At 60.0% G+C, this 24,717-nt stretch carries 24 protein-coding genes, 1 tRNA gene and 2 pseudogenes; 19 read left to right on the top strand and 8 right to left on the bottom strand.

Translation table 11 applies throughout. From position 1 onward, the window contains the following. Positions 1–37 precede the first annotated feature (37 nt). Positions 38–1,324, top strand: coding sequence for a DUF4912 domain-containing protein (locus CYA_RS04615; RefSeq protein ID WP_011429868.1), 1,287 nt, complete (start codon positions 38–40; stop codon positions 1,322–1,324). 164 nt (positions 1,325–1,488) lie between these two features. Continuing rightward, positions 1,489–1,672 (top strand): annotated as a pseudogene (locus CYA_RS15715) (hypothetical protein); the annotation flags it as partial. 24 nt (positions 1,673–1,696) lie between these two features. Here CYA_RS15715 and CYA_RS04610 read toward each other — a convergent pair. Together CYA_RS04610 and CYA_RS04605 are read right to left on the bottom strand one after the other, a co-directional pair. Beyond that, positions 1,697–2,737 (bottom strand): anthranilate phosphoribosyltransferase family protein, encoded by a 1,041-nt coding sequence (locus CYA_RS04610; protein ID WP_011429867.1) that lies wholly within the window; start codon positions 2,735–2,737, stop codon positions 1,697–1,699. 113 nt (positions 2,738–2,850) lie between these two features. Continuing rightward, on the bottom strand, positions 2,851–3,810 hold the full coding sequence (locus CYA_RS04605) for a LysR family transcriptional regulator (protein ID WP_011429866.1): 960 nt from the start codon (positions 3,808–3,810) through the stop codon (positions 2,851–2,853). 137 nt (positions 3,811–3,947) lie between these two features. Here CYA_RS04605 and CYA_RS04600 point away from each other — a divergent pair, with 137 nt between their 5' ends. From CYA_RS04600 to CYA_RS04585, 5 genes and pseudogenes are all read left to right on the top strand, one after another. Then, positions 3,948–5,099: a serine hydrolase domain-containing protein gene (locus tag CYA_RS04600; protein ID WP_011429865.1), complete on the top strand. Its 1,152-nt coding sequence runs from the start codon at positions 3,948–3,950 to the stop codon at positions 5,097–5,099. 391 nt (positions 5,100–5,490) lie between these two features. Next, positions 5,491–6,069 (top strand): XdhC family protein, encoded by a 579-nt coding sequence (locus CYA_RS04595; RefSeq protein ID WP_049749728.1) that lies wholly within the window; start codon positions 5,491–5,493, stop codon positions 6,067–6,069. Between the two features lie 70 nt (positions 6,070–6,139). After that, positions 6,140–7,351: an RNA-guided endonuclease InsQ/TnpB family protein gene (locus tag CYA_RS04590; protein WP_011429863.1), complete on the top strand. Its 1,212-nt coding sequence runs from the start codon at positions 6,140–6,142 to the stop codon at positions 7,349–7,351. A gap of 15 nt (positions 7,352–7,366) precedes the next feature. Beyond that, positions 7,367–7,519 (top strand): annotated as a pseudogene (locus CYA_RS15710) (hypothetical protein); the annotation flags it as partial. 13 nt (positions 7,520–7,532) lie between these two features. After that, a tRNA-Met gene (locus CYA_RS04585) sits at positions 7,533–7,606 on the top strand. Between the two features lie 58 nt (positions 7,607–7,664). Here CYA_RS04585 and CYA_RS15575 read toward each other — a convergent pair. Beyond that, the gene (locus CYA_RS15575) at positions 7,665–7,877 is read right to left on the bottom strand and encodes a hypothetical protein (protein WP_240527422.1); all 213 of its coding nucleotides are present in this window, start codon (positions 7,875–7,877) and stop codon (positions 7,665–7,667) included. On the opposite strand from CYA_RS15575, the gene CYA_RS15570 reads away from it, so the two are divergent. Next, positions 7,815–7,949 (top strand): BolA/IbaG family iron-sulfur metabolism protein, encoded by a 135-nt coding sequence (locus CYA_RS15570; RefSeq protein WP_240527421.1) that lies wholly within the window; start codon positions 7,815–7,817, stop codon positions 7,947–7,949. The two genes, CYA_RS15575 and CYA_RS15570, sit on opposite strands and share 63 nt — an antisense overlap. Positions 7,950–7,960: 11 nt before the next feature. Here CYA_RS15570 and CYA_RS04575 read toward each other — a convergent pair whose 3' ends face one another. Next, positions 7,961–9,085, bottom strand: coding sequence for a PP2C family protein-serine/threonine phosphatase (locus tag CYA_RS04575; protein ID WP_011429861.1), 1,125 nt, complete (start codon positions 9,083–9,085; stop codon positions 7,961–7,963). 371 nt (positions 9,086–9,456) lie between these two features. On the opposite strand from CYA_RS04575, the gene CYA_RS04570 reads away from it, so the two are divergent. From CYA_RS04570 to grpE, 7 genes are all read left to right on the top strand, one after another. Further along, positions 9,457–11,262, top strand: a complete 1,806-nt coding sequence (locus CYA_RS04570; protein ID WP_228375448.1) for a hypothetical protein — start codon at positions 9,457–9,459, stop codon at positions 11,260–11,262. A gap of 81 nt (positions 11,263–11,343) precedes the next feature. Further along, positions 11,344–12,384: an NADP(H)-dependent aldo-keto reductase gene (locus CYA_RS04565; protein WP_011429859.1), complete on the top strand. Its 1,041-nt coding sequence runs from the start codon at positions 11,344–11,346 to the stop codon at positions 12,382–12,384. Positions 12,385–12,534: 150 nt separating this feature from the next. Next, on the top strand, positions 12,535–14,094 hold the full coding sequence (locus CYA_RS04560) for an S-layer homology domain-containing protein (protein WP_041438931.1): 1,560 nt from the start codon (positions 12,535–12,537) through the stop codon (positions 14,092–14,094). Positions 14,095–14,224: 130 nt separating this feature from the next. After that, positions 14,225–15,169: a hypothetical protein gene (locus CYA_RS04555; RefSeq protein ID WP_041438197.1), complete on the top strand. Its 945-nt coding sequence runs from the start codon at positions 14,225–14,227 to the stop codon at positions 15,167–15,169. A 63-nt stretch (positions 15,170–15,232) separates the two neighbouring features. Next, the gene (locus tag CYA_RS04550; RefSeq protein ID WP_011429856.1) at positions 15,233–16,453 is read left to right on the top strand and encodes a DUF445 domain-containing protein; all 1,221 of its coding nucleotides are present in this window, start codon (positions 15,233–15,235) and stop codon (positions 16,451–16,453) included. 63 nt (positions 16,454–16,516) lie between these two features. Beyond that, positions 16,517–18,178, top strand: a complete 1,662-nt coding sequence (locus CYA_RS04545; RefSeq protein WP_011429855.1) for a bifunctional metallophosphatase/5'-nucleotidase — start codon at positions 16,517–16,519, stop codon at positions 18,176–18,178. Positions 18,179–18,330: 152 nt separating this feature from the next. After that, positions 18,331–19,068: a nucleotide exchange factor GrpE gene (gene grpE / locus CYA_RS04540; protein WP_228375447.1), complete on the top strand. Its 738-nt coding sequence runs from the start codon at positions 18,331–18,333 to the stop codon at positions 19,066–19,068. A gap of 13 nt (positions 19,069–19,081) precedes the next feature. On the opposite strand, the gene CYA_RS15275 is transcribed toward grpE, so the two are convergent. Then, entirely contained in the window at positions 19,082–19,483 is a 402-nt protein-coding gene (locus tag CYA_RS15275; RefSeq protein ID WP_228375446.1) for a transposase, read from the bottom strand. A gap of 29 nt (positions 19,484–19,512) precedes the next feature. After that, entirely contained in the window at positions 19,513–20,016 is a 504-nt protein-coding gene (locus CYA_RS15270; protein WP_228375445.1) for an RNA-guided endonuclease InsQ/TnpB family protein, read from the bottom strand. A 219-nt stretch (positions 20,017–20,235) separates the two neighbouring features. Between CYA_RS15270 and hisH the strand changes: the two genes are divergently transcribed. Beyond that, positions 20,236–20,886: an imidazole glycerol phosphate synthase subunit HisH gene (hisH, locus tag CYA_RS04530; RefSeq protein ID WP_011429853.1), complete on the top strand. Its 651-nt coding sequence runs from the start codon at positions 20,236–20,238 to the stop codon at positions 20,884–20,886. Positions 20,887–20,892: 6 nt separating this feature from the next. Then, complete coding sequence (locus CYA_RS04525) at positions 20,893–21,354, top strand: EVE domain-containing protein (RefSeq protein WP_011429852.1); 462 nt, start codon at positions 20,893–20,895, stop codon at positions 21,352–21,354. Between the two features lie 56 nt (positions 21,355–21,410). Here CYA_RS04525 and surE read toward each other — a convergent pair whose 3' ends face one another. After that, positions 21,411–22,190, bottom strand: coding sequence for a 5'/3'-nucleotidase SurE (gene surE / locus CYA_RS04520; RefSeq protein WP_011429851.1), 780 nt, complete (start codon positions 22,188–22,190; stop codon positions 21,411–21,413). Between the two features lie 372 nt (positions 22,191–22,562). Here surE and CYA_RS04515 point away from each other — a divergent pair, with 372 nt between their 5' ends. Next, on the top strand, positions 22,563–23,228 hold the full coding sequence (locus tag CYA_RS04515) for a Crp/Fnr family transcriptional regulator (protein WP_011429850.1): 666 nt from the start codon (positions 22,563–22,565) through the stop codon (positions 23,226–23,228). Between the two features lie 42 nt (positions 23,229–23,270). Beyond that, positions 23,271–24,140: an alpha/beta fold hydrolase gene (locus tag CYA_RS04510; RefSeq protein WP_011429849.1), complete on the top strand. Its 870-nt coding sequence runs from the start codon at positions 23,271–23,273 to the stop codon at positions 24,138–24,140. Here the strand turns inward: CYA_RS04510 and CYA_RS04505 are convergent. Continuing rightward, positions 24,080–24,682, bottom strand: a complete 603-nt coding sequence (locus tag CYA_RS04505) for a Ycf51 family protein (RefSeq protein ID WP_228375444.1) — start codon at positions 24,680–24,682, stop codon at positions 24,080–24,082. The two genes, CYA_RS04510 and CYA_RS04505, sit on opposite strands and share 61 nt — an antisense overlap. Positions 24,683–24,717 lie beyond the last annotated feature (35 nt).

The following is a 24,717-nucleotide window of genomic DNA, read 5'->3' as shown; positions in this document are numbered from 1 at the left end:
CACAAGCCCGATCTGTTGAGGACAGGAGACCCCGACCATGCCACAAGAGCGGATCCCGTTGGAAGAGATGACCATCCGGCAGTTGCGGGAAGAAGCTGCCCGCTATCAGATCCCCAAGTACAGCCGCATGACCAAAGACCAGCTGATTGAGGCCATTCGAGAGGCCCAAGTCAAAGCTGGCTGCCCTGTCGATGCCATGCCGGAGCCCAAGGGGCAAGAATCGGTCACCCAAACGAAGTTTAGGGGTCAAGAGGTTGCCGGCAAGACGGATCTGGCCGATGTGGACAAAGGGCTGGGGGATCTGCCGGAGGGCTATGGGGAAAGCCGCATCGTTTTGCTGCCGCGGGATCCCCAGTGGGCCTACGCCTATTGGGATGTGCCCAACGAGGCTAAAGAAAGCAAGCGCCGCGAGGGCGGCCAACAGTTGGCGCTGCGCCTCTACGATGTGACGGATATCGATTTCAGCTACCAGCCGGCCCACAGCATGCAGGAGTACCCCTGTGATGAGTTGGCGCGGGAGTGGTATTTGCCGATCCCGGTGAGCGATCGTTCCTACATTGTGGAAATTGGCTACCGGACGGCAGATGGCCGCTGGCTGATGTTGGCCCGCTCGGCGGCGGTGATGGTGCCGCCAGTCTTTCCCTCCGACTGGTTTGAAGAGCACTTCCTGACGGTGCCCTTTGACATGCCCCTCCAGGGCCGCACCCTCTACCAGCTCACCGAGCCCTACAAGCGCAGCGCCACCGGCATGGGCGTGGTGGCCTACAAAGGCGACGAGCCGCAGCGGCAGAGGACGGCGGATCCCTTCCTGGAGATGGTGGGCGGCTTCGAGGCGATGCGGGTGGCGGGATCCCTGTTTGGCAGCCACCAGATGGGCAGCCGTCAACTGGTGCCCGAGCAGGCCATCAGCTCGTTTATTATCCCGTCGGGCGTGGGCATGATGGGAATGGCTATGGCCATGGCCGAAGTGCCTGCTGCTCCCTGGATGGCTTCCGGGTCGGGACTAGGGCTGTTCTCCGGCGCTTCCGAAGTCCTGCCGCGGCGCTCCCGCAAGTTCTGGCTGGTGGCCGATGCCGAGCTGATTGTCTATGGGGCCACGGAGCCCGATGCCACCGTCACCATCGGCGGGCGCAAGATCCAGCTCAACCCCGATGGCACCTTCCGCTTCCACATGGCTTTCCCGGATGGCAACATCGACTTCCCCATCTTTGCTGTGGCTGCCGACGGCGAGCAAAACCGGGAGATCCACATGACCTTCGACCGCCGCACCCTCTCCCGCCGCACCAACACCAAGGAAGAGGCTATCGAAGAACTGTTGCCCTGAAGGATCCAACCTTTCCCTTCTTGCCCCCTGGAGCTGGCCGGGGGGCTTTCTTTCCTGGGCTGGAGAGCTTGACTCTAGTCATCGAAACAGGGGATCCCAGCCCTAGGAGAGCATGACTCTAGTCAATAATAAGCTCAACTATACTGAAAATAATGTATAATATGTTCAGTACGGATTACTACCAGTTGATCTTTCTGTTTACTTTCGAGTCTGCCAACATGGTAGCCAAAGCAAAGCAGAAAATTGGTAGTAAGACGACACGGAAACTGCGCTTTGGGTATTCTACTCAAAGCTTTGCGGGATACCGCCATTCTGGTTGGAAACAAACAGAATGCTATCGCTGCATAGTTGAACAGTGATGTTCAGCAGTGTTCAGCGTAAATGTATCAGGTCAATCACCTGGATCAGTTGTTTCAGCTTCTCCATCACCCGTCCAGAGCGAAGCAGGTCTTCCGCCTGTTGGATCCCTTCTGGCAAGGATGGGGCGTGGCCGAGGAGCCACAGATAGCTACCCCCATTCCAGAGAGCGGCTGGGGTGAGTTCACAGGGATCCCCGCTGAGCACCTGCTGCATCTGTTGGAGCAGCTCTTTCTCACCGGAGAGGGGAATCTCCGGGCCTGCCAAGTGACAATCGCGAGCCTTCAAGAGCAGCCGTTTCCCGCCCTGGTTGAGAATGGCCGCCCGTTCCCGCGGCAGGTCGCAACTGCCTTCCAAACCTTTGACGGTGGTGAATTGCCGAATCTCCCGCAGGGCAAACAGCTCCAGCATCGTGGCCTCGGTGGGAGGATGCACATAGCCGGCCACCAGGTGAAAGGGGCCTTGGTAGGGTGTCCAGACCAGCTCCAAGGTGGCCAAGGGGGGGCGCTTGCCGATTTGATCCCGGTAGTCCATCAGGGCCTGAGCCTGGGGAAAACAGGTGGGCAAATACAAAAATCCCAGCCCGGTTTGTTCCAGCAGTTGCCCCACCCGCTCCAGGGATAGCCCCCGCCAATCCACCCCCAAGCTCCGCCACACCGCTTCCAAGGGCAGCCCATACTTGGTGGGACAGAAGCCAGAGCCATGCAGCAAAACGGCTGACCCTGCCGCCGCCAGCAGCAAAGCCACCAGCACCCCCAGCGGTGCAGTCCGCGAGCGGCCATCGTAGGGATGGCCAAAGATGATCAAGGGATGGGGCAAATCCCGTTGGGGCAGAAGAGGGCCGTCTTCTGCGTAGGCATCCAACATACCGGCCAGCTCCTCGGCAGTGGGGCGCTTGATGCGGTGGGCAATTAAAAAAGCCCCGATCTGGGCGGGAGTGGCTTCCCCCCGCAGGAGCATTCGAGCAGCGCTGGCGGCCTCTGCCCGGCTGAGATCCTGGTGGGTGTGGGTGCCGCTGCCGATTTTTTTCAACAGCTCGCGAAACTCTTGGCTCATAGCATCGGCGGTCGGGAGCGCTGGGCTACTCAGGATAGGGGGAGATAAGGGCGGAACACTTGAAACTACCGATATGGGTATTTTATTTGACCAGAAATTTCTACAAAAGGTCTCTACAAAACCGACAACAGCCCAGCAGAGGGCCAATGGGGATCTGCGCCGGAAGCAGGCTCAACCTCAGACTGCCTGATAAGCTGGGCGGCCAACTGCAAAAACCGGCGAATGGGAGGGATCCGATAGCGATCGCTGGTGGTAACCATAACCACCTGTCGCCTCAATAGGGGGGGCTCGGTGGGTCGCACCTGCAAATCCGGATCGGCGCAGCAGTCCACCAGGGCCGACTCCGGCAGGAGGGCAATCAACTGCCCCTGTCGCACCACCCCCCGAAAGGCATCCAAGGTGTTCAGTTCCAGGGCTGCTTTCAGGGGAAGCCCCTGCCGGGCCAGATGGGATCCCACCAAGGAGCGCATGGCATAGCCATCTTTGAACACAGCCTGGGGATACTCCGCCAGCACCTTCCAGGGGATCCGCTCGTAGCGGCTGAGGGGATGGTTGGCGGGCATCAACACTTGAATCGGCTCGGAGTACAGTGGCTCCACCACCAGCTCTGCCCCCCGCGTCATCAGGGGGTTCTCCATTACCAGGGCCACGTCCACCAGCCCATCCCTGAGCACCTTCAAGGCGCGGTCGCTGCCCAGAGCGGTAACCCGCAACTGCACCTCTGGGTACTCCCGGCAAAACTGTTGCAGCACCGGCGGCAGTTGATGGGCGATCAGGGAATGGATCCCAGCAATGCAGAGCTCGGTTTGCTGGCCCTGCAGCCATTCTCGAATGCTTTCCTGAGCCCGCTGCCATTCTTGACAGATGCGACGGGCATGGGGCAAAAGCCGTTCCCCGGCCACAGTTAGGGCCACCGGGCTTTTGCGATGCAACAGCGGAGCCCCCACCGCTTCTTCCAGGGCCTGGATCTGGCGGCTAATGGCCGATTGGGTCAGACCGCTGAGGCGAGCAGCGGCCAAAAAGCTGCCCGTTTCCACCACGTTCAAAAAGGCTTGCAACAACTCCAGCCGCACTCGGGATCCCTTGATTTGATGTGATGATGTAGCCTGCCGTGGTGGCATCCTAGCTGGGGAAGCGGTAGGCTTTTGTAAACACCGTTACAAGTTGTTTGTTGGACTGGGGATCCTCAAGCCGGGAGGAGAGGAGGCAGATGGGCTGGGATCCGACCTTGCTGGAGGGGCTGCTCAACTCCACCATTCCCCACCTTTTCCCTGCTGCCCAGGTGGTCATCCGCCACAAGGGAAGGTGTATCTACTCAAGGGCGGCAGGTTATCTCGACCCTGAGACCCGGCGCCAACCGACAACCTCGGCCACCCGTTTTGACCTGGCCTCGCTGACCAAGCTGTACACCGCCACCGCCTGCATGGCCCTGGTGGAAGCCGGAGCGTTGCTGTTGGATCAACCGGTGAGTCTCCTGTTGCCGGAGTTTCAGGGATCCCGCCCCATTGCCCCCTATGAAGATCCTCTGCAACCAGGGGAATGGATAGCTGCGGAGCCGGAGTCCTTGGGCCAGCTTATGGCAGCAGAACAGGTGACGGTGCGACAGTTGCTGGCCCACACCGCCGGTTTGCCCGCCTGGCGGCCCCTGTTTCGACAGCCCGATGCCGAATCGGCCCGGCACATGGCCCTGCACACCTTTTTGGCCTACAGGCCGGGATCCCGCAGAGTCTACAGCGATCTTGGATTGATCCTGCTGGGGCTGGCTTTGGAACGTCTGAGCGGAACCCCTCTGGATCAGATCTTGCATGCCCGGATCTTGCAGCCTCTGGGCCTGAGCCAAACTCAGTTTTATCCAGGGGATCCTTTCGACCCACCCCCTGTCTCTGTCTCTTGTGCCCCCACCGAGCTGTGTCCTTGGCGAAAGCGCCGCCTACAGGGGCAGGTTCACGACGAAAATGCCGCCCGCCTGGGCGGGATCGCCGGCCATGCCGGACTATTCGCCACGGCAGAGGAAGTAGCCGCTTTCGGAGAGAGTTTTTTGACGGGATCCCTGTTGCAGCCGCAGACGGTGAGGGAAATGACCCGCGAGCAGTTGCCTCAGCAAGGGGATGCCCACCGCTGTCACGAGCGCCGGGGTTTGGGGTTTGCCTTGCGCTCCCCGGATCCCTTGGCCAGCAGCTACCCGTTCAGCCCCAGCGCCTTCGGCCACACCGGCTTCACCGGACCCTCCCTGTGGATCGATCCAGAGCGGGAGCTGGTGGTGACGCTGCTCACCAACGCCGTCTACCACGGTCGGCAGGAGAACGGATTCCAGGCTTTCCGGGTTGCCTTCCATCAGGCCATCCTAGAGGGGCTTTCTTGATCATTGAGTCCCTGACCGTTCCCGCTAGGGTGCCGTAGGCATAACCGAGGCTGAGGTGGACGAGACCTTTTACCGACAGTTGGCAGACATGCTGATACATTTACGCTGAACACTGCTGAACATCACTGTTCAACTATGCAGCGATAGCATTCTGTTTGTTTCCATTCGCGTTAGCGGGACGGAGTCCAAACAGAATGGCGGTATCCCGCAAAGCTTTGAGTAGAATACCCAAAGCGCAGTTTCCGTGTCGTCTTACTACCAATTTTCTGCTTTGCTTTGGCTACCATGTTGGCAGACTCGAAAGTAAACAGAAAGATCAACTGGTAGTAATCCGTACTGAACATATTATACATTATTTTCAGTATAGTTGAGCTTATTATTGACTAGAGTCATGCTCTCCCGCGGGCCGCTGGTGGTAGCCACCGTGATCCGCACCCAGGGATCTGTGCCTCGCCAGGCGGGGGCGAAACTGGCTGTGGGATCCGATGGCACCCTGTTGGGCACTGTTGGCGGTGGGGCTGCCGAAGCGGAAGTCATTGCCCGAGCGCAAACCCTTTTGCAGACCGCTGTTCCCGTTGGCGATGGCGATGGGGAGTCCTCGCCGGCTGGGATGCCGGTTTCCCTCGATCTCAACAGCCCTCCCTTGGGCGTTTGCGGGGGACGGATGCACATTTGGCTACAGCGATGGCAGGGATCCCTTGCCCAAACGTTGGTGGCCCAGATCCTCCAGGCTCTGACCCAAGGGCAAAGGGCTTGGCTGATCACTCCCCTCCATCCTCAGGGGTTCCCCTACCTCAGCCTTAGCGACAGCGGTGCGGAGCACTTTGCCCCCCTGCCATCCCGCCCACAGCTCCTCGCGGGATCCTGGGTCGAGCCCCTCCTCCCTTCCCCCACCCTGCTGATCGTCGGAGCGGGCCACTGCGGCCTGTCCCTGGCCCAGGAAGGGATCCCGGAGACCGCCTTCAGCTAGAAATCGCAGGAGCCCCGCACTGTACCCGTAGGGTCAGTGTCGGGAGGAATGCGGAAGTTATGATAGAACCATGACCCAAGTCCTGACCGTCTCCTGCAAGCTCAAGGTGTCCCAGTCGCAAGCCGCAAAGTTGGATGCGACAATGGATGCCTTTGTGCAGGCGTTGAACTGGGTCAACCAAAACACACCAGAAAAAGTAGTCAACGCAGTCAAACTCCAGTCCCTTTGCTATTACCAGATTCGCGCTCGGTTTGGCTTGTCCAGTAACTTGGCTCAGCAAGTCTGCAGACGGCTGGCCGGTGCCCGTAAAGTTGCCCAACAGAAAAACCGCCCCGTCAAAGCGTTCAAGAGAGGCTTTGCGACCTACGATGCCCGTATCTTTTCGTTGCGCGAGAAAGACTGGACGGTGTCGCTGACCACGGTGGAGGGTCGGGAGCGCTTTGAGCTGGCGATTGGCCGCTACCAGAGAGAACAGTTGGCAGGCTCCAATCCCAAATCTGCCACTCTGGTCAAGCGCAAAGACGGTTCCTACTCCATTCAAATCTGTGTGGAAGCGGAGCCATCCCCACCGCAACGCACGGATAGAGTGCTGGGGGTGGATTTGGGCAGGACGGATATTGCTCATACATCGGAAGGAGATAACTGGAATGGACAGCAGTTGAACAAAGTCCGAGACCATCACTCGCGGTTGAGGGCGGTACTTCAACGCAAAGCCAGTAAGGGCACCCGCAGTTCGCGGCGCAGATGCAGAGAACTGTTGCAACGGCTGTCTGGCAAGGAGAGGCGCTTTCAGGCGTGGGTCAATCATCGCATCTCCAAAGCTATTGTCTCTAGGGCAAAGGCGACAAACAGCGCTATTGCTCTGGAAGACCTGACAGGGATCCGGAAAAGAGTCAATCAACAGCCACGCAGCAAGACAGAGCGTAGGCGGGCAAATAGTTGGGCGTTTTATCAACTCCGTCAATTTTTGGAGTACAAGGCTCTGCGTGCGGGGGTTGCTCTGATTCTTGTTCCGCCTGCCTACACGTCGCAGACCTGCCACCGGTGTTTGCACATTCATCCCGACCCTGCGCAATCCTACCGCAGTGGAAAGAAGTTTAAGTGTGGACACTGTGGATGGGAAGGGGATGCGGATTTGAATGGTGCGAATGTGATTGCGCTTTTGGGGGCTGTCGTAAACCAGCCTAGAGGTTCGGGCCTGTTTTGTTCTCTGGTAGAGCAGAGCAGGCTCAGGGCTACTGAAAGCCCGCTCCGTACCGCTTTAGCGGTCGGAGTCGGGTAGTTTACTCGGCTCTTTGCCCCCATCGGTCTGGAGATCCACGCCGAAACCCCCGCCGAGATTGCCATCAGCATCACCGCCCAGCTCATCCAGGTGCGACGGGGATCCCCGAAGAGAATGCCCGGCGAAACTCAAGGTGTAGGCTTGCCGGTTAGCCGGAGGACAAGCTAGGCTAGAAAAGCGCCGCGGGGTAGAGCAGCCTGGTAGCTCGTCGGGCTCATAACCCGAAGGTCACTGGTTCAAATCCAGTCCCCGCTATAGGAACTCAACATCTGCAGGCATTGGGAGAGCTTCTCTAAGTTGTCTTGAGCCGAAGCTAGGAAGACGGTGCATGGATCCGCGGGAAATCGAGGCGTTGATACAGGCTGCCCTGCCCGGAGCCAAGGTGCAGGTAGAAGATACAGTTGGCGATGGCAACCATTTTCAGGCTGTCGTCGTAGCTGAGCAATTCCAAGGCCTCCCCCTCATCAAACAGCACCGGCTGGTGAACGAGGCCTTGAAGCCCTACCTTCAGGATGGCCGTCTCCACGCCCTAGCCCTCCGTACCTTTACCCCTAGCCAGTGGGAGGAGCTTCGGAGAGCAGCCCCCGGCTCAGCTTGAGCGGGCTTGCACTAGCCAAAGCTAATACGGAGCAGAGAAAAATCATCCTCAAGATCGGCCTTGCCGCGGAAAGACTGAATGTGCTGCAGAACGTGATCGAGGCCAACGCAGGCATGCTTGCTTAGGAAGGACTTCCAGTTCTCTATCCCCCAGATCCCTTCCGAGCTGGACACTTCGTAAACCCCGTCGCTGAACACGTAGAGACAACTGTTGGCCGGGATCCGGACTTCGTCCCTAGCAAAGTCCTGATCGGGCAAAATGCCAATCGGCAAATTGGGGGTCTTCAGCTCTAGGGGGATGGGGTCTGATTGCGCAACCAACAGAGCGGGGGGGTGGCCAGCGCTGGCAAAAGAAAGCAAGCGAGATCCCGGCTGATAGACCCCATACCAAAGGGTGAAGTACATTTCATGGTGGGATCCCATTGGGAAGGATTGGTTGAGGGCGCGCAACACCGCATCCGGCTGCCGCAGGTCTGTATCGGGCAGGCTCTGGGAACGCAACTGGTTCATCACCGACACCGACAACAACGCGGATCCCACCCCGTGCCCTGACACATCTAGCAGGTAGATGGCCAGGTGATCCTCGTCTAGCCAGTGGTAGTTAAACGAATCCCCCCCCAGCTCCTGGGAGGGCAAAAAGCACCACTCAATCGCTATTTGGTGAGGTGGGAAGTCGGCCGGCTTGGGCAAAAGCGAACGCACATAGCTGGCTGCTTCGGCCAACTCCGCCCGCAGTCGGGCCGTTTGCTGCTGCAGGTCATAGCTGAGCTGGTGCAAGCGCAGCCCAGCCCGCACCCGCGCCCGCAATTCATTGGGATCGATGGGCTTGCTGAGGAACTCATCTGCCCCGGCATCCAGGCCCTGGATGCGGTCTTCGACTTCGGTGCGAGCGGTAAGCAAAATAAAGAAGGTGGTGGAAAACTTGGGATCCGCCTTGATGCGCCGGCAGACCTCCAGCCCATCCATATCCGGCATCATCCAGTCACAGATAATCAGCCCCGGGGTTAGGAGATGAGCTTTCTCCAGCCCTTCCAAGCCACCGCTGGCCATCTCGACGGTGTAGCCCTGCCGCTCCAGGGATCGCTTCAACACCAGCCGAATCGTGGGATCGTCGTCCACAATCAAAATGGCCGTCATGACCACTGCACCTCAATCCCGAATCAACCCGAATTAAAACGCAACTCTAGCCCGTACTGGTAGGCAGACCGTTTATCCTAGCCCAGGAGTTGCGGCAGAAAAACCGGCTTGGAGGGCGGTTAGCGGAAAAGCCTCAGCAACCTCATCCCCCAGAGCTAAAGTTGCGTATCCCTTAGTGGATCCCTAAAACCGTGGTTGCACGCTACCCAAAAGCTGACCGTTTCAAGATACTGGTGGGAATAGATAACAGCGGGGGGGTTTTTGGGCAGATTCTGCTTTAGAGACTTCCATTGGACAAAGAGATACGGATCACATCTTATCCATCCTTTGCCGGTCTAGAGTGAACTTTGAGGTTAAACGGCCTTGGCTGCATGAGCGCGTCTCCTCTACCGTTATCTCCTCCGTCCGTTCGGGATTCGCAGGCGGCTTCAGCCGCGGCACCCCGCCAAGCTCCCAGGGGAGAAATCCGGCTGGAGGATCTGGACGAGAAGCAATTGCTGGCCGGCCTGTCGTCGGTGGTGCTCAACCCGGCAGCTTGGAGTTGCTTTAGCATCAGTGAAACCAGCCGCTTGCTGCGCCCCCTGCAAATTTGCCCCGACTTGACCGGAACTCCCGTTCTCTCCCCAGGCGCCACTGCTGAAGTTGTCTATAAGTTCCTGCTGAGCGACGGTCGGATTGGAACCATGAAGGGGCTGATCTCGATCGAAGACTTTCGCAGCAAGCGGCTGCATTCTATTTACGAGGAACTGCGTATTGAAAAAATCATACCGGTTTTTAACGAAGCGGTTGTCGAGCAGATCATCGATCAGTTGAAGCCGATTTTTGCCCGCGACCTGGACGAGCTGCTTTGGCAAGAAAGTTTTTACTTCACCCCTCAAGATCTACGCCAGCCGGAGTTCTTGTTGCGCGGCCTGCGGCCCGAGGCGATCCCACGCCGCTTTCGGCCGCACCTGCAAAGGGTGTACTCCCACATCATAGGGGTGTGTCGCAGCTTGCCCAACATCGCTTTCCAACTGTGTCTGCGGGCCTACCTGGAGTACAACGAGGTCAAAAACAAGCATCTGTTGGCAATTCTGCTCAGCAAGTATTTTTACACGCTCTATCGCATCGGTGGACTGGACGGTTGGAAAAGTCGGGATCCGGTGGAAGTGGGATCCCTCTACTCTTCCAATCGACGGGCTCGGCTGCAGGCTCTTTCTCACCTGCTGACGCTGGACAACGACAGCGACGAACCGCTGGCAAGCCTTGGGGATCCAGGGCCGCGCGGCAGCTATTTCAGTGGAGAGGGGGAGCCTGCTGCTGGCGAGGTGCCGAGCGCAGAAGAGATCGAAAAGCTGCGGCAAGATGTGGAGGCAGCGCGCAGCCAGGCCGCCGAGGCCCAGCAGCTGGTAGCCCAATATCAAGAAGAGAAAAAACAAGAGCTGCTCAACCGCCTGCAGGATCCCAATAAGTTTCTCCTTTTCAGCCTCCATCAATTTTTCGACACTCTCCTCACATCCCTGCCGGTGGAGGTGAAAAGCGAGTACGGAGCCGTCTGGGTGCCCCGCACTTCCCACTTGGACGAAAAAGAGCGGGACAAGCTGACCGAACATTTGCACCAGATTACCAGCGAGGCCTATTTGCTGAGCATCCCCTTTGCCGAGGCGACGATCATTGGCTATTGGCGGGTTTTGGCCGATTCGTTCTACAACCAATGGGTTTTGAATCAGTACAAGCAGTTGCAAAGCTACGGAGTGGATCTAGAGCAGCAGGGCATCCAAATCCTGGAGCGCGAACGATTTTTAGATGAAGTGCAACTGCGCTTTGCTGGCCGCCACCGCGAGATCGTGACTCAAAATGTGGAGAAGATCAGCCAAATTGTGGTAGACAGCCTGGCCAAGCGGGTGGCCCTCAACACCAGCCAACAGAGCTTTCAAGCCATGCGAGCCAAATTGGCCACCGTTTTGGATATGGAGATCTCCCGCAAGGACATGGCGCAGGTACGGCGGCTGATCGACTACTTCACGGATGTGTTTTTGGGCAAGCGGGAGGAGCTGCGCTCGCCCTATCCGGTGGGCACCATCTTGCAAGTAAGGGCAGCCATCGAGCTGCGTCCCCCCGACAGTCGCACCCGCATTGGCCTGGAAATCCTAAACCAGATCTACCGCGAGTACATGCCTGTGCTGCAGCAAGAGTAGGGGCAGGGATCCCAGGGGCTGGCAAGTTTTGGGCACAATGGGGACTGGTGTGCTGTTTAGGGTTGGAGACGGCAAGTTCCCATGCGCTACCGCCAGCTTGGCCACAGTCCTCTGCAGGTTTCGGAGATCTGCCTCGGCACCATGACGTTTGGTGAGCAGAATACCCAGACTGAGGCTTGGGAACAGCTCGATTACGCAGTAGAACACGGGATCAACTTCATCGATACGGCGGAGATGTACCCGGTGCCGGCGCGGGCGGAAACCCAGGGAGCCACAGAACGCTACATCGGCGAGTGGCTGCAGCACCAGCCGCGGGAGCGCCTTGTCATCGCCACCAAGATCACCGGCCCGGGGCGGCCCTGGCACTGGATCCGCGGCGGGTCTCTCTCGATTAGCCGCAACAACCTCAAACAGGCGGTGGCCGGCAGCCTCAAGCGCCTGAAAACCGACTACATCGACCTCTACCAAATCCACTGGCCGGATCGCTATGTGCCCCTGTTTGGGGGTGTGGCCTACGATCCCTCTCAAGAGCGGCCCACGGTTCCCATTGCCGAGCAACTGCAGGGTCTGGCGGAACTGGTGCAGGAGGGCCTGGTGCGCTACATCGGCCTGAGCAACGAAACCCCTTGGGGAGTCTGCGAGTTCTGCCACGTGGCCGAGCAGTTGGGCTTGCCCAGGGTAGTCTCGATTCAAAACGCCTATAGCCTCCTCAACCGCACCTTTGAGATGGGGCTGGCGGAGGTCTGTCGCCACGAACAGGTAGGGCTGCTGGCCTACAGCCCCCTGGCCTTTGGGCTGCTGACGGGCAAATACCTGGGGGGCGCCAAGCCGCCGGGATCCCGTTTGGCCCTGTTCGAGGGCTTTGGCCAGCGCTACCGCAAGCCCAATGTGGAAGAGGCCGTGGCTGCCTACGTGCGCATTGCCCGCCAGCACGGCCTGACCCCTGCCCAGTTGGCTTTGGCCTTTGTGCGCAGCCGTTGGTTTGTCACCAGCACCATCATCGGGGCCACCAACCTGGCCCAGCTCAAGGAAAACCTCAGTTGCCTCGAGGTGGAGCTGTCGCCTGCGATCCTGGCAGAAATTGAGGCGGTGCACCAGCGCTACCCCAATCCCGCCCCGTGAAACTTCGGAAACCGATAGAACTTTTCAGGAGATTTTTTCGTTTAGGGTTACGGAGTGGGTAACTCCATCCGGCTCTTCTTCGATTGTTGATTGTTTGGGCCGATGTCTTTTCTTAGAGCCTTTCTAGCAGGTAGCGAGGAGTTGTAGGGGATGCGTGGGTTTTCTCTTTGGCAAAGTTGGAAGGCGGCAGCCGTGATAGCGAGCTGGGGCAGTTTGTTGCTGGTTGCGGATCCCGTTTGGGCGCAACTTTCCGATATCAGCACCTACTGGGGCGCCCAGTACATCGCCGGGCTCAATGAGCGGCAGATCATCGGCGGCTTCCCAGACGGCACCTTTCGCCCCAACGAGTCGATTACGCGGGCCCAGTTTGCCGTTATCGTCACCAAAGCTTTTGGGCTAGATACCAACGTCCCTGTGCGCCCCTTTGCCGATCCCATTCCCAGTTGGGCAGCTCCCTCCATCGGCGCGGCGGCAGCAGCGGGGTTGGTTTCCGGCTTTCCCGACGGCACCTTCCGTCCCAACGATGTCCTCACCCGCGCCCAGGCCATCACCGTTCTGACCCGCGCCGCCACCAACGGCAGGCTCCTCGAGGATCCCGGTCAAATTGAAGCCATTCTGTCCGGCTTTACCGATGCCAATTTGGTTCCCAATTTTGCCCGCGCCCCCATCGCGACAGCAGTTCAAGAAGGTCTGTTGGTGCTCTACCCTGATCCCACCCGACTGAATGCCCAGGCGGTGGCCACGCGGGGGGAAGTGGCGGCTCTCACCTACCAAGCGCTGGCCAAGGTGGGCCGGGTGCCCAGCCTAGACCCGCCTGTGGGAGCTGCCATCCCCGGGCCAGGGATCCGCACCGAGCTTCTGGCTCAGGTCCCCCCCACGCCTGAGCCCCTGGCCACGCCGGATATCCCCGTGGAGCCGCTGGTGGAAACGCTGCCCGCCGCCCCAGAGGTGAGAACTTTCTTTGCCCGCGAGGAGCTGGGATCCGTCAAGCCGGGAGATACCTTGACGGTGTATTTGCTGGGATCGCCAGGGGCGCAGGCGTCTTTCTCCATTCCCGGCATTGCCTACAACCTGCCCCTGCAGGAAACCCGCCCCGGCCAATACGAGGGCAGCTACACCTTCCGCAGCCAAGACCGGGCCTCGGAAGCGCCAGTATTTGCCCGTCTGGAGCGGAATGGGCTGGTGACCCTGGTGCGATTGCCGGACAAAACCATCAGCATCGGTCGGGTGACCGACACCACCTTCCCCACCATCAGCGACCTGGCGCCGCCCAACGGAGCGGTGACCGACAACCCGCGCCCATCCATCTCCGCTCGCTTTCAAGATGACCAGGGAATCGACCTCAATAGCTTTACCCTGCTGGTGAACAACGTGGACGTTACCGCCCAAGCTCAGCTCAGCCGCACCGGCTTCGCCTACACCCCAGCCGAGCCGCTGCCCACCGATCGACCGACCTTGATTGCCGTCCAAATTGCCGATACCAGCGGCAACACCGCCATCCAGCAGTGGTCTTTCCAGGTGCAGGCCGCCCAGCCCACACCCACTCCAACGCCCACCCCTACTCCAACACCCACACCCACTCCAACACCCACGCCGACTCCCACACCCACGCCCACACCGGAAGCGACTCCGACCGCAACAGCAACGCCTACCCCCACCCCAGAGCCTGTAGTGGAGCCTTTGCCTTCTCCATCTCCCAGCCCTTCTTAGGCAAGAGGGATCCCATGAACAGGCTTTAGTGGTGTTTTAAAGGCCAATGGGTTGCCCCTAGATACTACATCTAGTGGGCACGAGCTGGTCAGGATGCTAAGCTACTGCCAGTTGTGACTGGACGGGATCCATGAGCTCAGCGTTGCAGCCGTTTTTGCCGTCGTGGCAAAGGGTTGGCTTTGGGTGGCTGGTGAGTGGGGTGTTGTGGGCTGCGGCGGTCGCTCCCATCACTGCCCAGCAGTTCGAGTTCACGCCCCAAGCCCCTCAGCCAAATCCCGTCCCTACCCTGCCTCTGCTCAGCAACCCGCCCGGCTCCACGGCTCCGCAAGCCCTGCCGCCTGTGCCTCAGGTGCCGCAAATGCCCCTCACGGGGGATCCCCTCCCCCCACCGGGGGATCCGAGCCCGGCCCCAATTCCGGTGGTGCCCGTTCAAGCGGCCCCAGGTGGACCAGCTCCGCCAGGCGAAGCCTACTCCTATCAACGGCGGCCCGACCTCAGCCCAGGGGGGAACCTGGCTGGGGCCGCGCGGGGCGAGCTGCCTGCCGGCACCCGTATTCCTCTTACGGTCTACCGACCCATCACCTTCCAGCCCTACCAGGCCATCAGCGCCAACCTGGAAGTCTCCGAGCCAGTGCTGGATCGCTTTGGCCAGGTGGTGATCCCGCCAGGGAGTGTGGTGTGGGGCACCTTTGAGCCGGTTTACAGGCCCAGGGATCCCCTCAGTCGTGGCGAAGACAATGCCGACCTGCGGAAACAGATCCTCGGCAACCGCTTTGTGGCCAACCGCCTCACCATCGGCCCTTCTACCTATCTCATTAGAGGCCAGTCTGCACTGCTCCCGGTTGGGTTGGATCGCAACGCCGATGTGGGCACCACCGTCGCCCGTGGGGCGGGCTATGGGGCGGCGGGCGGGTTGGCCTTGGGGGTGCTCACAGGGGGATGGGGCTTTTTGCCCATCCTGGCCGGCGGCCTGGCGGGTGCTGCTGCAGGTAGTACCAACATCGACCGGGTGGTGACGCTGCAGCCCAACGCCCTGGTGGAACTGGAACTGAGCGAGAGCCTGATCATCCAATAGCCTTGACAAGAAGCGAGCAGGAGCGGGTCGGTAGAGTAGAGAAGATCCCCCCAAGTTTGCTCCATGGCCCTTTGGATCTACGTCGTGCCCCCCCTGGCCGGGCTGGTGATCGGCTATTTCACCAACGACATCGCCATCAAGATGCTCTTCCGGCCCTACCGGGCCTATCGGATTTTCGGCTGGCGCATCCCCTTCACGCCCGGCCTGATCCCGCAGAACCAGCCCCGCCTGGCCAAGCAGATTGCCAAGACCATCATGGGATCCCTGCTCACGCCAGAGGAGCTGCACAATCTGGCCCGCAAGCTGCTGCGAACTGAGCGCATGCAGGCAGGGATCCGCTGGCTGCTGGGGGTGGCGCTGGATCGGCTGCAAAACCCCGAGCAACAGCAGCAAACCGCTCAGGTGCTGGCGCGCATCTTGGCCGATCTGTTCAACGAGTCGTTGCCCCGCCTGGTGAAGGTGCTCGCCCGCCAGGAGACTTTTTTGGAGGGGCCGATTAACCAACTGTTCGACCAGGTGCTGCTAGAGCTGCGCCTCAACGCCGAGCAAGCCCGGCAGCTTTCGGAGTGGATCCTGAAGCAGGCGCTGCCCCCCAAGGTGTTGCGGCAGAACCTGGTGGATTTTCTCACCGATCGCAACATCGAAGCTTTGGATGAAGAATTTCGCGAGCGGGCCACCGGCTCCTACTGGCTGGTGGCCAACTTGTTTGGCCTCAAAAACGCCCTGCTGCGCCTGCGCACCTATTGCCTGGAGGAGCCGGAAGGGGCAGAGGCCATCTTGGAAGATCTGCTCAAAGACATCAACGCCCCCCGCCGCCTGACCGAGATCCTGCAGAACCTCTCCCTGCAAAACCTGCCGGTTTCCGCCGTACGTCAGTTGCGCCGTGCCCTGCGCGATGGGATCCAAGATTACCTGCGCAGCCAAGGGCCAGAGGTTATCAAGGGGCTGGGGGAGAGCATCGATTGGGAAAAAGTGGCCAGCCTGGTGTTGGGTCGCCTGCGCAACTCCAAGGCGCTGATCGCCTCCATCGATCAGATCAGCGCCGACCTGGCTTTGATCCTGGAGCGCTACCTAGAGCGGGATCTGGAATCGCTGATGATGCAGGTGATCCCCGTGTTGAACTTAGATCAGGTGATTGCCGACAAAGTCAACGCCACCTCCCCTGCTGAGCTGGAGCAGGCCATTCAGCAAATTGTGCGCCAGGAACTGCAGGCCATCGTCAACTTGGGGGGGCTGTTGGGTTTTTTGGTGGGCTGCGTGCAGGTGCTGTTTTTGCTGAGGTGACGGCCCCCTTCCCCAGAAAACGGGAGCTTGGATTGCGGCTTTTGCTTCAGTTACGATATTGGAATGCGGTTAACAATTCTCCACACTTCCGATCTCCACGCCAACCTGCATCCCTGGAACTACTTCGCCGGGATCCCTGCAGAACATGGCTTGGCCAAGCTGGCCACCCTGATCAAGCGTGTGCGAGCAGCCAGCGAGGATCCAGTGTTGCTCATCGACAGCGGCGACACGATCCAGGGATCCCCCTTGGGCACCTACTATGCCCAGGTGGAGCGGGTCTCCCCCCATCCCATGGCCCACGCCCTCAACGCCCTCGGCTACGACGCCTTTACCCCCGGCAACCACGACTTTAACTTTGGGCTGCAGGTGCTGCAGGATTTCACCGCCGATCTCCGCTGTCCCACCCTGTGCGCCAATATTCTCCGCCACAACGGGGATCCGCTGTTTCGCCCTTACCTCATCCGAGAAGAGGCCGGGATCCGCGTCGGCCTGCTGGGGCTGACCACCCCCCGCATCGACACCTGGGAGCGGCCCGACTACATTGCGGGGCTGCGCTTTGCCCCCCTGCTGGAAACTGCCCAGCACTACCTGTCGCTGCTACGGCCCCAGGTGGACGTGTTGGTGCTGATCCTGCACAGCGGTTCCAGCCAACTGCCTCCCCTGCGCAGCCCTGAGGGCTGGCGCAGCCCGGATCGCCGCGGCTGGGCCAGCAACAAAAGCTTGGTGGGGGAAAACGAGCTGCTGGCCCTGGCCGAGCTCGAGGGCATCGACGTCATCCTCTCCGGCCACACCCATCAGACCATTGCCGGCCTGGGGGGGGCCAAGGCCCTGGTGGTGCAGCCCGGCTACTGGGGCAGCCACCTTTCCCACGTGTCTTTGGAGCTGGAGCGCCACGGCGGACGCTGGCAAGTTGTCGGGAAAACTGCCCAGTTGCTGGCTGCGGAAGGGATCCCTGCCGATCCCGAACTCCTGGCCCTGACAGAGCCCTACCACCAGGCCACCTTGCGCTACATCCGCCAGCCCATTGGGCAGGCCCGTTGTGCCTATCGCGGCGGGCTGGCAGCCCGTTTTGGGGCCAACCCCCTAGCAGAGCTGCTCCATCAGGCCCAACTGCAGGCGGTACGGGAGGCCGGCCTTTCGGCGGAGCTCTCCCTGGTCAACATCTGCAGCAGTGCCGGCCTGGCAGCGGGCCCCATCTTTCTGCAAGACGCCTACAGCCTCACCGTTTACGACAACACCCTCTGCGTCTTGGAGATCACCGGCGACATCTTGCGACGCGCCCTCGAGCAAACCGCTGGCTATTTTCGCCAGTTGGATCCCGAGCATCTCCCGGCAGATCCCGCCTCTGTCGTCGCCCCCGAAGCCCGCGGCTACACCTTCGACCTCTACCACGGCATCGACTACTGCTTCGATCTCACCCGCCCTGTAGGCGAGCGCTTGGTGACCCTACAATTTCGCGGCCAGCCGGTGCAGCCGGATCAGACCTTTCGCCTGGCCATCAACCACTACCGCGCCGGCGGTGGGGGGGGCTACAGTATGTTCCAAGAAGCCCAAACCCTCTGGATCTCCGCCGACAGCATCCGCGACTTTCTCGCCCGCCACATTCACACCCATTCCCCCATCCAGCCCATCTACCGCCACAACTGGCACCTCATTCCCAACTTGGCCGAGATCTACTTTCCCCAGAGCTTGGGCCAGCTCCAGGACAGCCTGCTGGTAGGCTAGAACAACTAGGGATCTCAACTGGCTGGCAGAGGAGTCGGTAGAATACGATCAGCACAGAGCCCAGTTTGGCTGATTGCGACGCTGGTTTTGAGACTGCCAAACTGTCGGCACCCGACGTTACTGCTCCTTAATCACGCTTGTCGACATAACCCATGACTGCTGAAGAAAAGCAACCGATGCCCACAGAAGATGCCTATCCTGAACTCCAGGAAGAGGAAATCGACGTAGAAGCAGAGCTGGAGAAGCTGATTTTGGAAGACCGTGAAGCGGAAGCCAGCACCTCCTCTGGCGAAGCCAGCGCTGAGGCTTCTCAGGATCTCAGCGAAACCTTAAAGCAGCTCCAGCAGGAGTTGGAAATAACGCGCCAGCAACTGAAAGAGAAGGAAGAGTCCTACATCCGCCTCTATGCCGATTTTGAGAACTACCGACGGCGTACCCAGCGGGAAAAAGAGGAGTTCAGCCAAAAAGAACGGCAGAAATTTGTGCTGGAGATCCTGCCTGTGGTGGATAGCTTTGAGCGGGCGCAGCAGCAGTTAAAGCTGGAGACCGACCGCGAGCGGGAGGTGCACAACAGCTACCAAAGCGTCTATCGCTTGCTGGTGGAATGCTTGAAAAAGATGGGCGTATCCCGCATGAAATCGGTAGGCCAGCCCTTCGATCCTAACCTGCACGAGGCCATAGCCCGCCAGCCCAGCAGCGAGTACCCCGAAGATGTGGTGGCCGTCGAATATCAACCGGGCTACAAGCTGGGGGACTTGGTGATTCGCCACGCCATGGTGGCTGTCTCGTCGGGCAGCCCAACCTCTGAACCGTCTCCCTCAGACCCAGCCACCCCCAAACCCGAGCCGGAAAGCACGCCTGCCTCTCCCCAAAACCCCCAACATTCGTGACGTACTCCCGCACTCATGCTGACGCATAGAGTGCGGGCTTCCCAGTGACTCCTGCCCAATGGCAGGACATTTCCTGAGCTTGAAGAACGGGACGCCCCACCGCTCTAGATTTGATGACCCTCGCCGAGCTGTGATCCCTGCCAATCCTCAACCCACAGTGCGGACAATCGTGCCACCGCTCATGCAGCTTTTTGGGCACATCTCGACCACACCCCGAGCACCCTTGACTGCTGCCGCGGGGATCCCCTGCAATCGTCAACAGCCCAGCTCTTTCAGCCTTGGCTGCCAAAATTTGCAGGAACTCACCCCACCCAGCATCATCAACAGATTTGGCTAGTCTGCTTCTAGCCAGACCCCTAATAGTAAGCGCCTCATGAGCAATGTGCTTCCCCTTACTTAACAACTTCTTTGCCATCTTGTAGTGAAAATCTTTGCGCTGGTTGGCTACTTTGTAAAACCGTCGGGCAAAGGGCGGTGTTGGACCAGCTTGACCGGCCCAACCTTGGGCAGATGGATAAACTGCCCTCGAATGCAGTCCTGCTTCATCTGAGGGAAGGTGAAGGAGCGATACCGCCCTACTCCCTTAAACCTAGGCCTGCCTGCCCTTTTGCCGTTGCGGTCACCTTTTAGCCATCGGTCAAAGGCCCTTTGCACCCGCTGTAGGCAGTCTTGGAGCACCTGGGAATGAATCGCTTGGTATTCGGGGAAGAGAGCCTTTGTGTTTACCAAGTCTCGTTTCTGGGAGTCGAAGGTGGGCTTGTCTTTCAACACAGGCAGATGACAGACCGTCAAGGAGCAGGCATGGATATTGCAGCGATTTTGCTCCCACCCGTTGAACCGTTCTGCCAGGCGATAGTTATACTGCCTACGTAGCAGCTCCAGCCATTGCTCCATTAGAGCTATCTGGCTGGTGGTAGGACGCAAGCGGTACTGGTAAGCGGTTCTCATGATGAATGCATTGTACCTGTTGAACGCTCCCGCCTCTCATCCTGACTCTGGCCGGCCCGCCCCCCTATATCCCCCCGTATACGGGGGGACTGGGGGACTGGGGGGCTGGGATATAGGGGGGTACAGAGCGGGGCTTCCAGGACTACGTCCCGCTAGCGCGAACGGCGGATTAGCTAAAACCACTATACTGATAGGCTCTTGAAGGTTTCAGGAAAAGCCATGAAAGCCGTGCGCCTGGCGGTGATCGACTATGATGCCGGCAACCTGCATTCAGCTTGCAAAGGGCTGGAGCGGGCCGGGGCCGAGGTGCAGCTAGTCACAGAGCCGGCTGGGCTAGCGGCTTTTGATGGCCTTGTCCTGCCCGGCGATGGGGCCTTTGACCCAGCCATGCAGCAGTTGCGGGCGCGCGGCTTTGGGGAGGCAATCCGACAAGCCATCGAGCGGCAGCAGCCTTTCTTGGGCATTTGTATTGGTTTGCAAGTTTTGTTCGAAGACAGCGAAGAGGGGACAGAGCCGGGGCTGGGCATCGTGCCGGGGCGGGTGCAGCGCTTTCGACCGGAGCCGGGCCTGCGCATCCCCCACATGGGCTGGAACCAGTTGCACCTTACCCAGCCCGACTCTCCCCTTTGGGCAGGGATCCCCGAGCAAAGCTGGGTTTACTTTGTCCACTCCTACCACGCGGTGCCCAAGGATCCAAGCTGGGTGGTCGCCACCACCCAGCACGGCAGCCAAACCTGTGTGGCCGCCATTGCCCGCGGCACCTTGTTTGCCACCCAATTTCACCCCGAAAAGTCCGGCCCTGTAGGCTTGAAGATATTGCAAAACTTTGTCGAGTTTGTTGCCCGTCGCTTGCCTGCTGCCGGCGCCTAGCGTTTCATGAACTACTGGCTGATGAAATCGGAGCCCAGCGTCTACAGCATCTGGGATCTGCAGCGGGAGGGCCAAACTCTCTGGGACGGCGTGCGCAACTACCAAGCCCGCAACTACTTGAAGGCCATGCAGGTTGGGGATCGCGCCTTTTTCTACCACTCCAACGCCAACCCTCCCGGCATAGCCGGCTTAATGGAGATCGTGGAAACCCAGGTGGTGGATCCCAGCCAGTTTGATCCCACCAGCCCCTACTACGATCCCAAGTCAACCCCTGCAGCGCCCCGCTGGCAGACAGTGCGGGTGCAATTTGTTGCCGCCTTTGGGCGCTTGATCCCTTTGGCCCAGTTAAGGGCCACTTTTACCCCTGCGGAGTTAGAAGTGGTGCGGCGAGGCACGCGACTGTCGGTGATGCCTGTTCCCCAGGCTGTGGCAGAACGGCTGCTGGCCTTGGCAGCCGTTCCCCTCTAGGGTTTCCCCTGGCTGCGATCCCGGCCAAGCCTGCTTGCCCTAGGCCATTTTTGCTTTCAAAAGCCAAAGGCTGAGAGGCCCCAGCGCTGCAAGCTCTCGAAAGCGGCGTAGGCCGTTAAATCCGGCTGCAGGGGCGTAATCGACACATACCCCTCGGCAACCGCCCGCACATCGGAACAGGGATCCACCTCCTCTTCCACCACCTCTCCTGCCAGCCAGTAGTAGGCCTTGCCGCGGGGATCTACCCGTTTCTCGTAGAGATCCGTGTACTTGCGCCAGGCCAGGCGGGCCAAGACCATGCCGCGTATTTCAGCCAACCCTAGCGGGGGGACATTGACGTTCAACAGCATCGGCTTCTCTAAAGGCTTCAGGCTCAGCTTCTCCAGCAGCATCAGCACCACCTGGGCCGCCGGCTGAAAATCCTGGTGGGTAAAGCTGGCCAGGCTCACGGCTAGGCTGGGGATCCCTTCCAGCAGCCCTTCCATGGCTGCCGAGACGGTGCCGGAATAGAGCACATCAGTGCCCAGATTGGCTCCCTGGTTGATGCCGGCAATGACCCAGTCAGGGGGCTGCTGCAGCAGACCGTCCAGGCCCAACTTGACGCAGTCCGAGGGCGTGCCCGAACAGGCCCAAGCTTGCACCTCTGGCGGAAACCCCTCCCGCACCGGATCCACTCGCAGCGGCTTGTGCAACGTCAAGGCGTGGCCGGTAGCCGAGCGCTCCCGATCCGGACAGACCACCGTGATCTGATGTCCACCCACCTGAGCCAGCGCAGCGGCCAGACATCGCACCCCCGCCGCCTGGATGCCATCGTCGTTGCTGATAAGGATATTCATCGCAGCCACCCCACACCTGTACTCAGACATCCACCAGTCTGACCCCATTCTGCGCCATCCCCTAGCTGGCTGAGTTCGGCGACAAGCTCTGAAAATTTACGGCTTCTTGAGGTTATTATTGGACGTAGCCTTTTGAACAATATCAGTAGAAACCCGATGTCGCCCCATAGGGTTCAGTGCCATTATGAAGCTAAGGTAAAGTAAGCCTGTAGGTTCTCTCCTCTTTGTTTTGCCCCCTTGCGGTTTCCCCATCCTCTCACGACTCCGTTCCGCGGACGCGAAGGCGAAAGCGTTGTGTTGCAACAGTAGCCAGGTAAAGCTGGGGAGTCTGTAAAACCCATCAGGTCGCTCGAGCGACAGGAAGTTGATCCCATGACACTTGTTTCCATCACATCGGCAGCAGAGGCTCAGGAATGGCGGGAACTCCGCCAGTGGGCCGAAGAGCACTACCGCTCTCGTACGTTTCCTAAAGATGTGCGCATTCCAACTCGTCCGGGATTGGTGTACATCCCCCAAGAGGGCGTGGTGCGCCTGGTCAGCCAAACGCCGGAGCGGCGGGAGGTTTTTGTCGGGTTTATCACGCCCGGGGTGCCCTTTGAGCTGAGCAACCCGGAGCGCTTTGAGCTAAAAGCCTGCACCCATGTCGATCGCACGACGGTGATGTGGTTTTACTGGCAGGATTTGGAGCAGTGGCCCTATCTGCACCAGAAAATTCAAGAAAGCTTCCGCCAGCAACTGCAACGCAAGTTGCTCTGGCTGGGCAACTTGGGCCAGCGTCGCGCCATCGACCGCCTGAAGGGCTTTTTGACCTTGTTAATCGACGAGTATGGGCAGCCCTGTGAGCAGGGGATGTACCTCCCCTGGCCCCTCACCCACGCCCAGATCGGGGATGCCATTGGTGCCACCCGCGTGACGGTTACTCGCCTGCTGGGATCCCTGCGCTCGAAGGGGTTTGTGCAGGTGCTGGATCAAAACTTAATCTGCATCCCCAACGGGGTGAAGCTGCAGCCGACGCCAAAAAAGGCGGCCAGCGCCTGACCCTGCGATTTCAGTGCAATTTCAAAGTGCTCTGGTAAGCCGATGGGCCTACAGCTCCACTGTCGTGTTTGGGGAGAAGGGATCCCTTCGCTGCCCATCCTGCTGCTCCACGGCCATCCGGGCAATGCCGACTGCATGGAAGTTTTTGCCGAGGCGGTGGCGGGGATGCACCCCTGTGTGGCGCCGGATCTGCGCGGCTACGGGCGTTCGCAGGTGCGGGATCCCTTTGAGATGTCGGCCCACCTGGAGGATTTGCAGGAGCTGCTGGATCGCCTGGGCTGGCGGGAGTGCCTGCTGCTGGGCTGGTCGCTGGGCGGGATCCTGGCCCTGGAGCTGGCCTTGCGGCTGCCGGGACGGGTCAAAGGCTTGGTCTTGGTGGCCAGCGCCGCCTGTCCTCGTAGCAACCATCCCCCCACCGATTTTTGGGATCAGCTCAACACTGGCATTGCCTCGCTGCTCAACTGGCTCTGGCCCGGCTGGGAGTGGAACATCGACACCTTTGGCCGCCGCTCTCTCTACCGCTACCTAATCCAGAGACATACCCCGAGAACCTATCGCTACCTGGCCCAGGCAGCTTTGCCGGCTTACCTGCATACCTCTCCTCAGGCTCGCCAAGCCCTACGCGCTGCCCTTCGACAGGGCTACAACCGCGAGGGAGAGCTGCAGCAGCTGCACATACCTGTGTTGCTCATGGCTGGCGAGCGGGATCGCCACATCACTGCCGCCAGCAGCCTGGCCACTGCCCGCGCCTTGCCCCAGTGCACCTGCATTGTCTATCCCCATGTGGCCCACCTCTTCCCCTGGGAGATCCCCGACCAGGTAGGACGGGATCTGCGGCGCTGGCTTAGCGCTCAAGACTGGGACAAGGGGGACTCTCCCAACCCACCCTCAGCGGAAGAAGCCGCAGCCTGAACCTGGGCCAGCTTGCGCAGCCGAGCAAAGGCCTCTTCCTCCAGCCGGATTTGCTGCTGCTGTTGTTCTTCCGGGGTGCGCAGGCGTTTTCCCAGCGGCTGTTGCAGCGTGCCCAAAAGCAAGGGCTCGGAAACCCCCGGCTCAGGGTGGATGACGGTGCGGGCCTGCAGGGTAAACACCGGCGAACCGGTGGAGAAGCGGCCTGAGGATGCCAGATCGCTAGCCGCCTGCTTGAGCGTGAGGATCAGCTGTTCGGGGGTGATGTCCGGACTGACGGCGATGACTGCCCGCTCCGCCCCTTGGTCGTAAACCGTGGTGTAGGGAGCAGCGCCGGGGATGCGGGAGCGAAAGATCGGCCCCAAACTGAGGGCAAAACAGCCCGCCGTCAAAACCAGCGTAAAGGCCGTGTAGCCCACCAGCGAAAACTTCCAAGGCCAGTTGCGGATCCAGGCCAGCAGAGTGAGCAGCGCCAGGAAGACCGCTACTCCCAGCCCCACCTGGCTGGCAGAGGCGAAGAAAGATTGCAAAGAGCCATCCATCATTCGCAAACTACCTCTTGTTGACCCCAGAACTGCCG

It is taken from the genome of Synechococcus sp. JA-3-3Ab (genome assembly GCF_000013205.1).
GTDB lineage: Bacteria > Cyanobacteriota > Cyanobacteriia > Thermostichales > Thermostichaceae > Thermostichus.
This window is presented reverse-complemented; position numbering and strand designations above follow the sequence as displayed.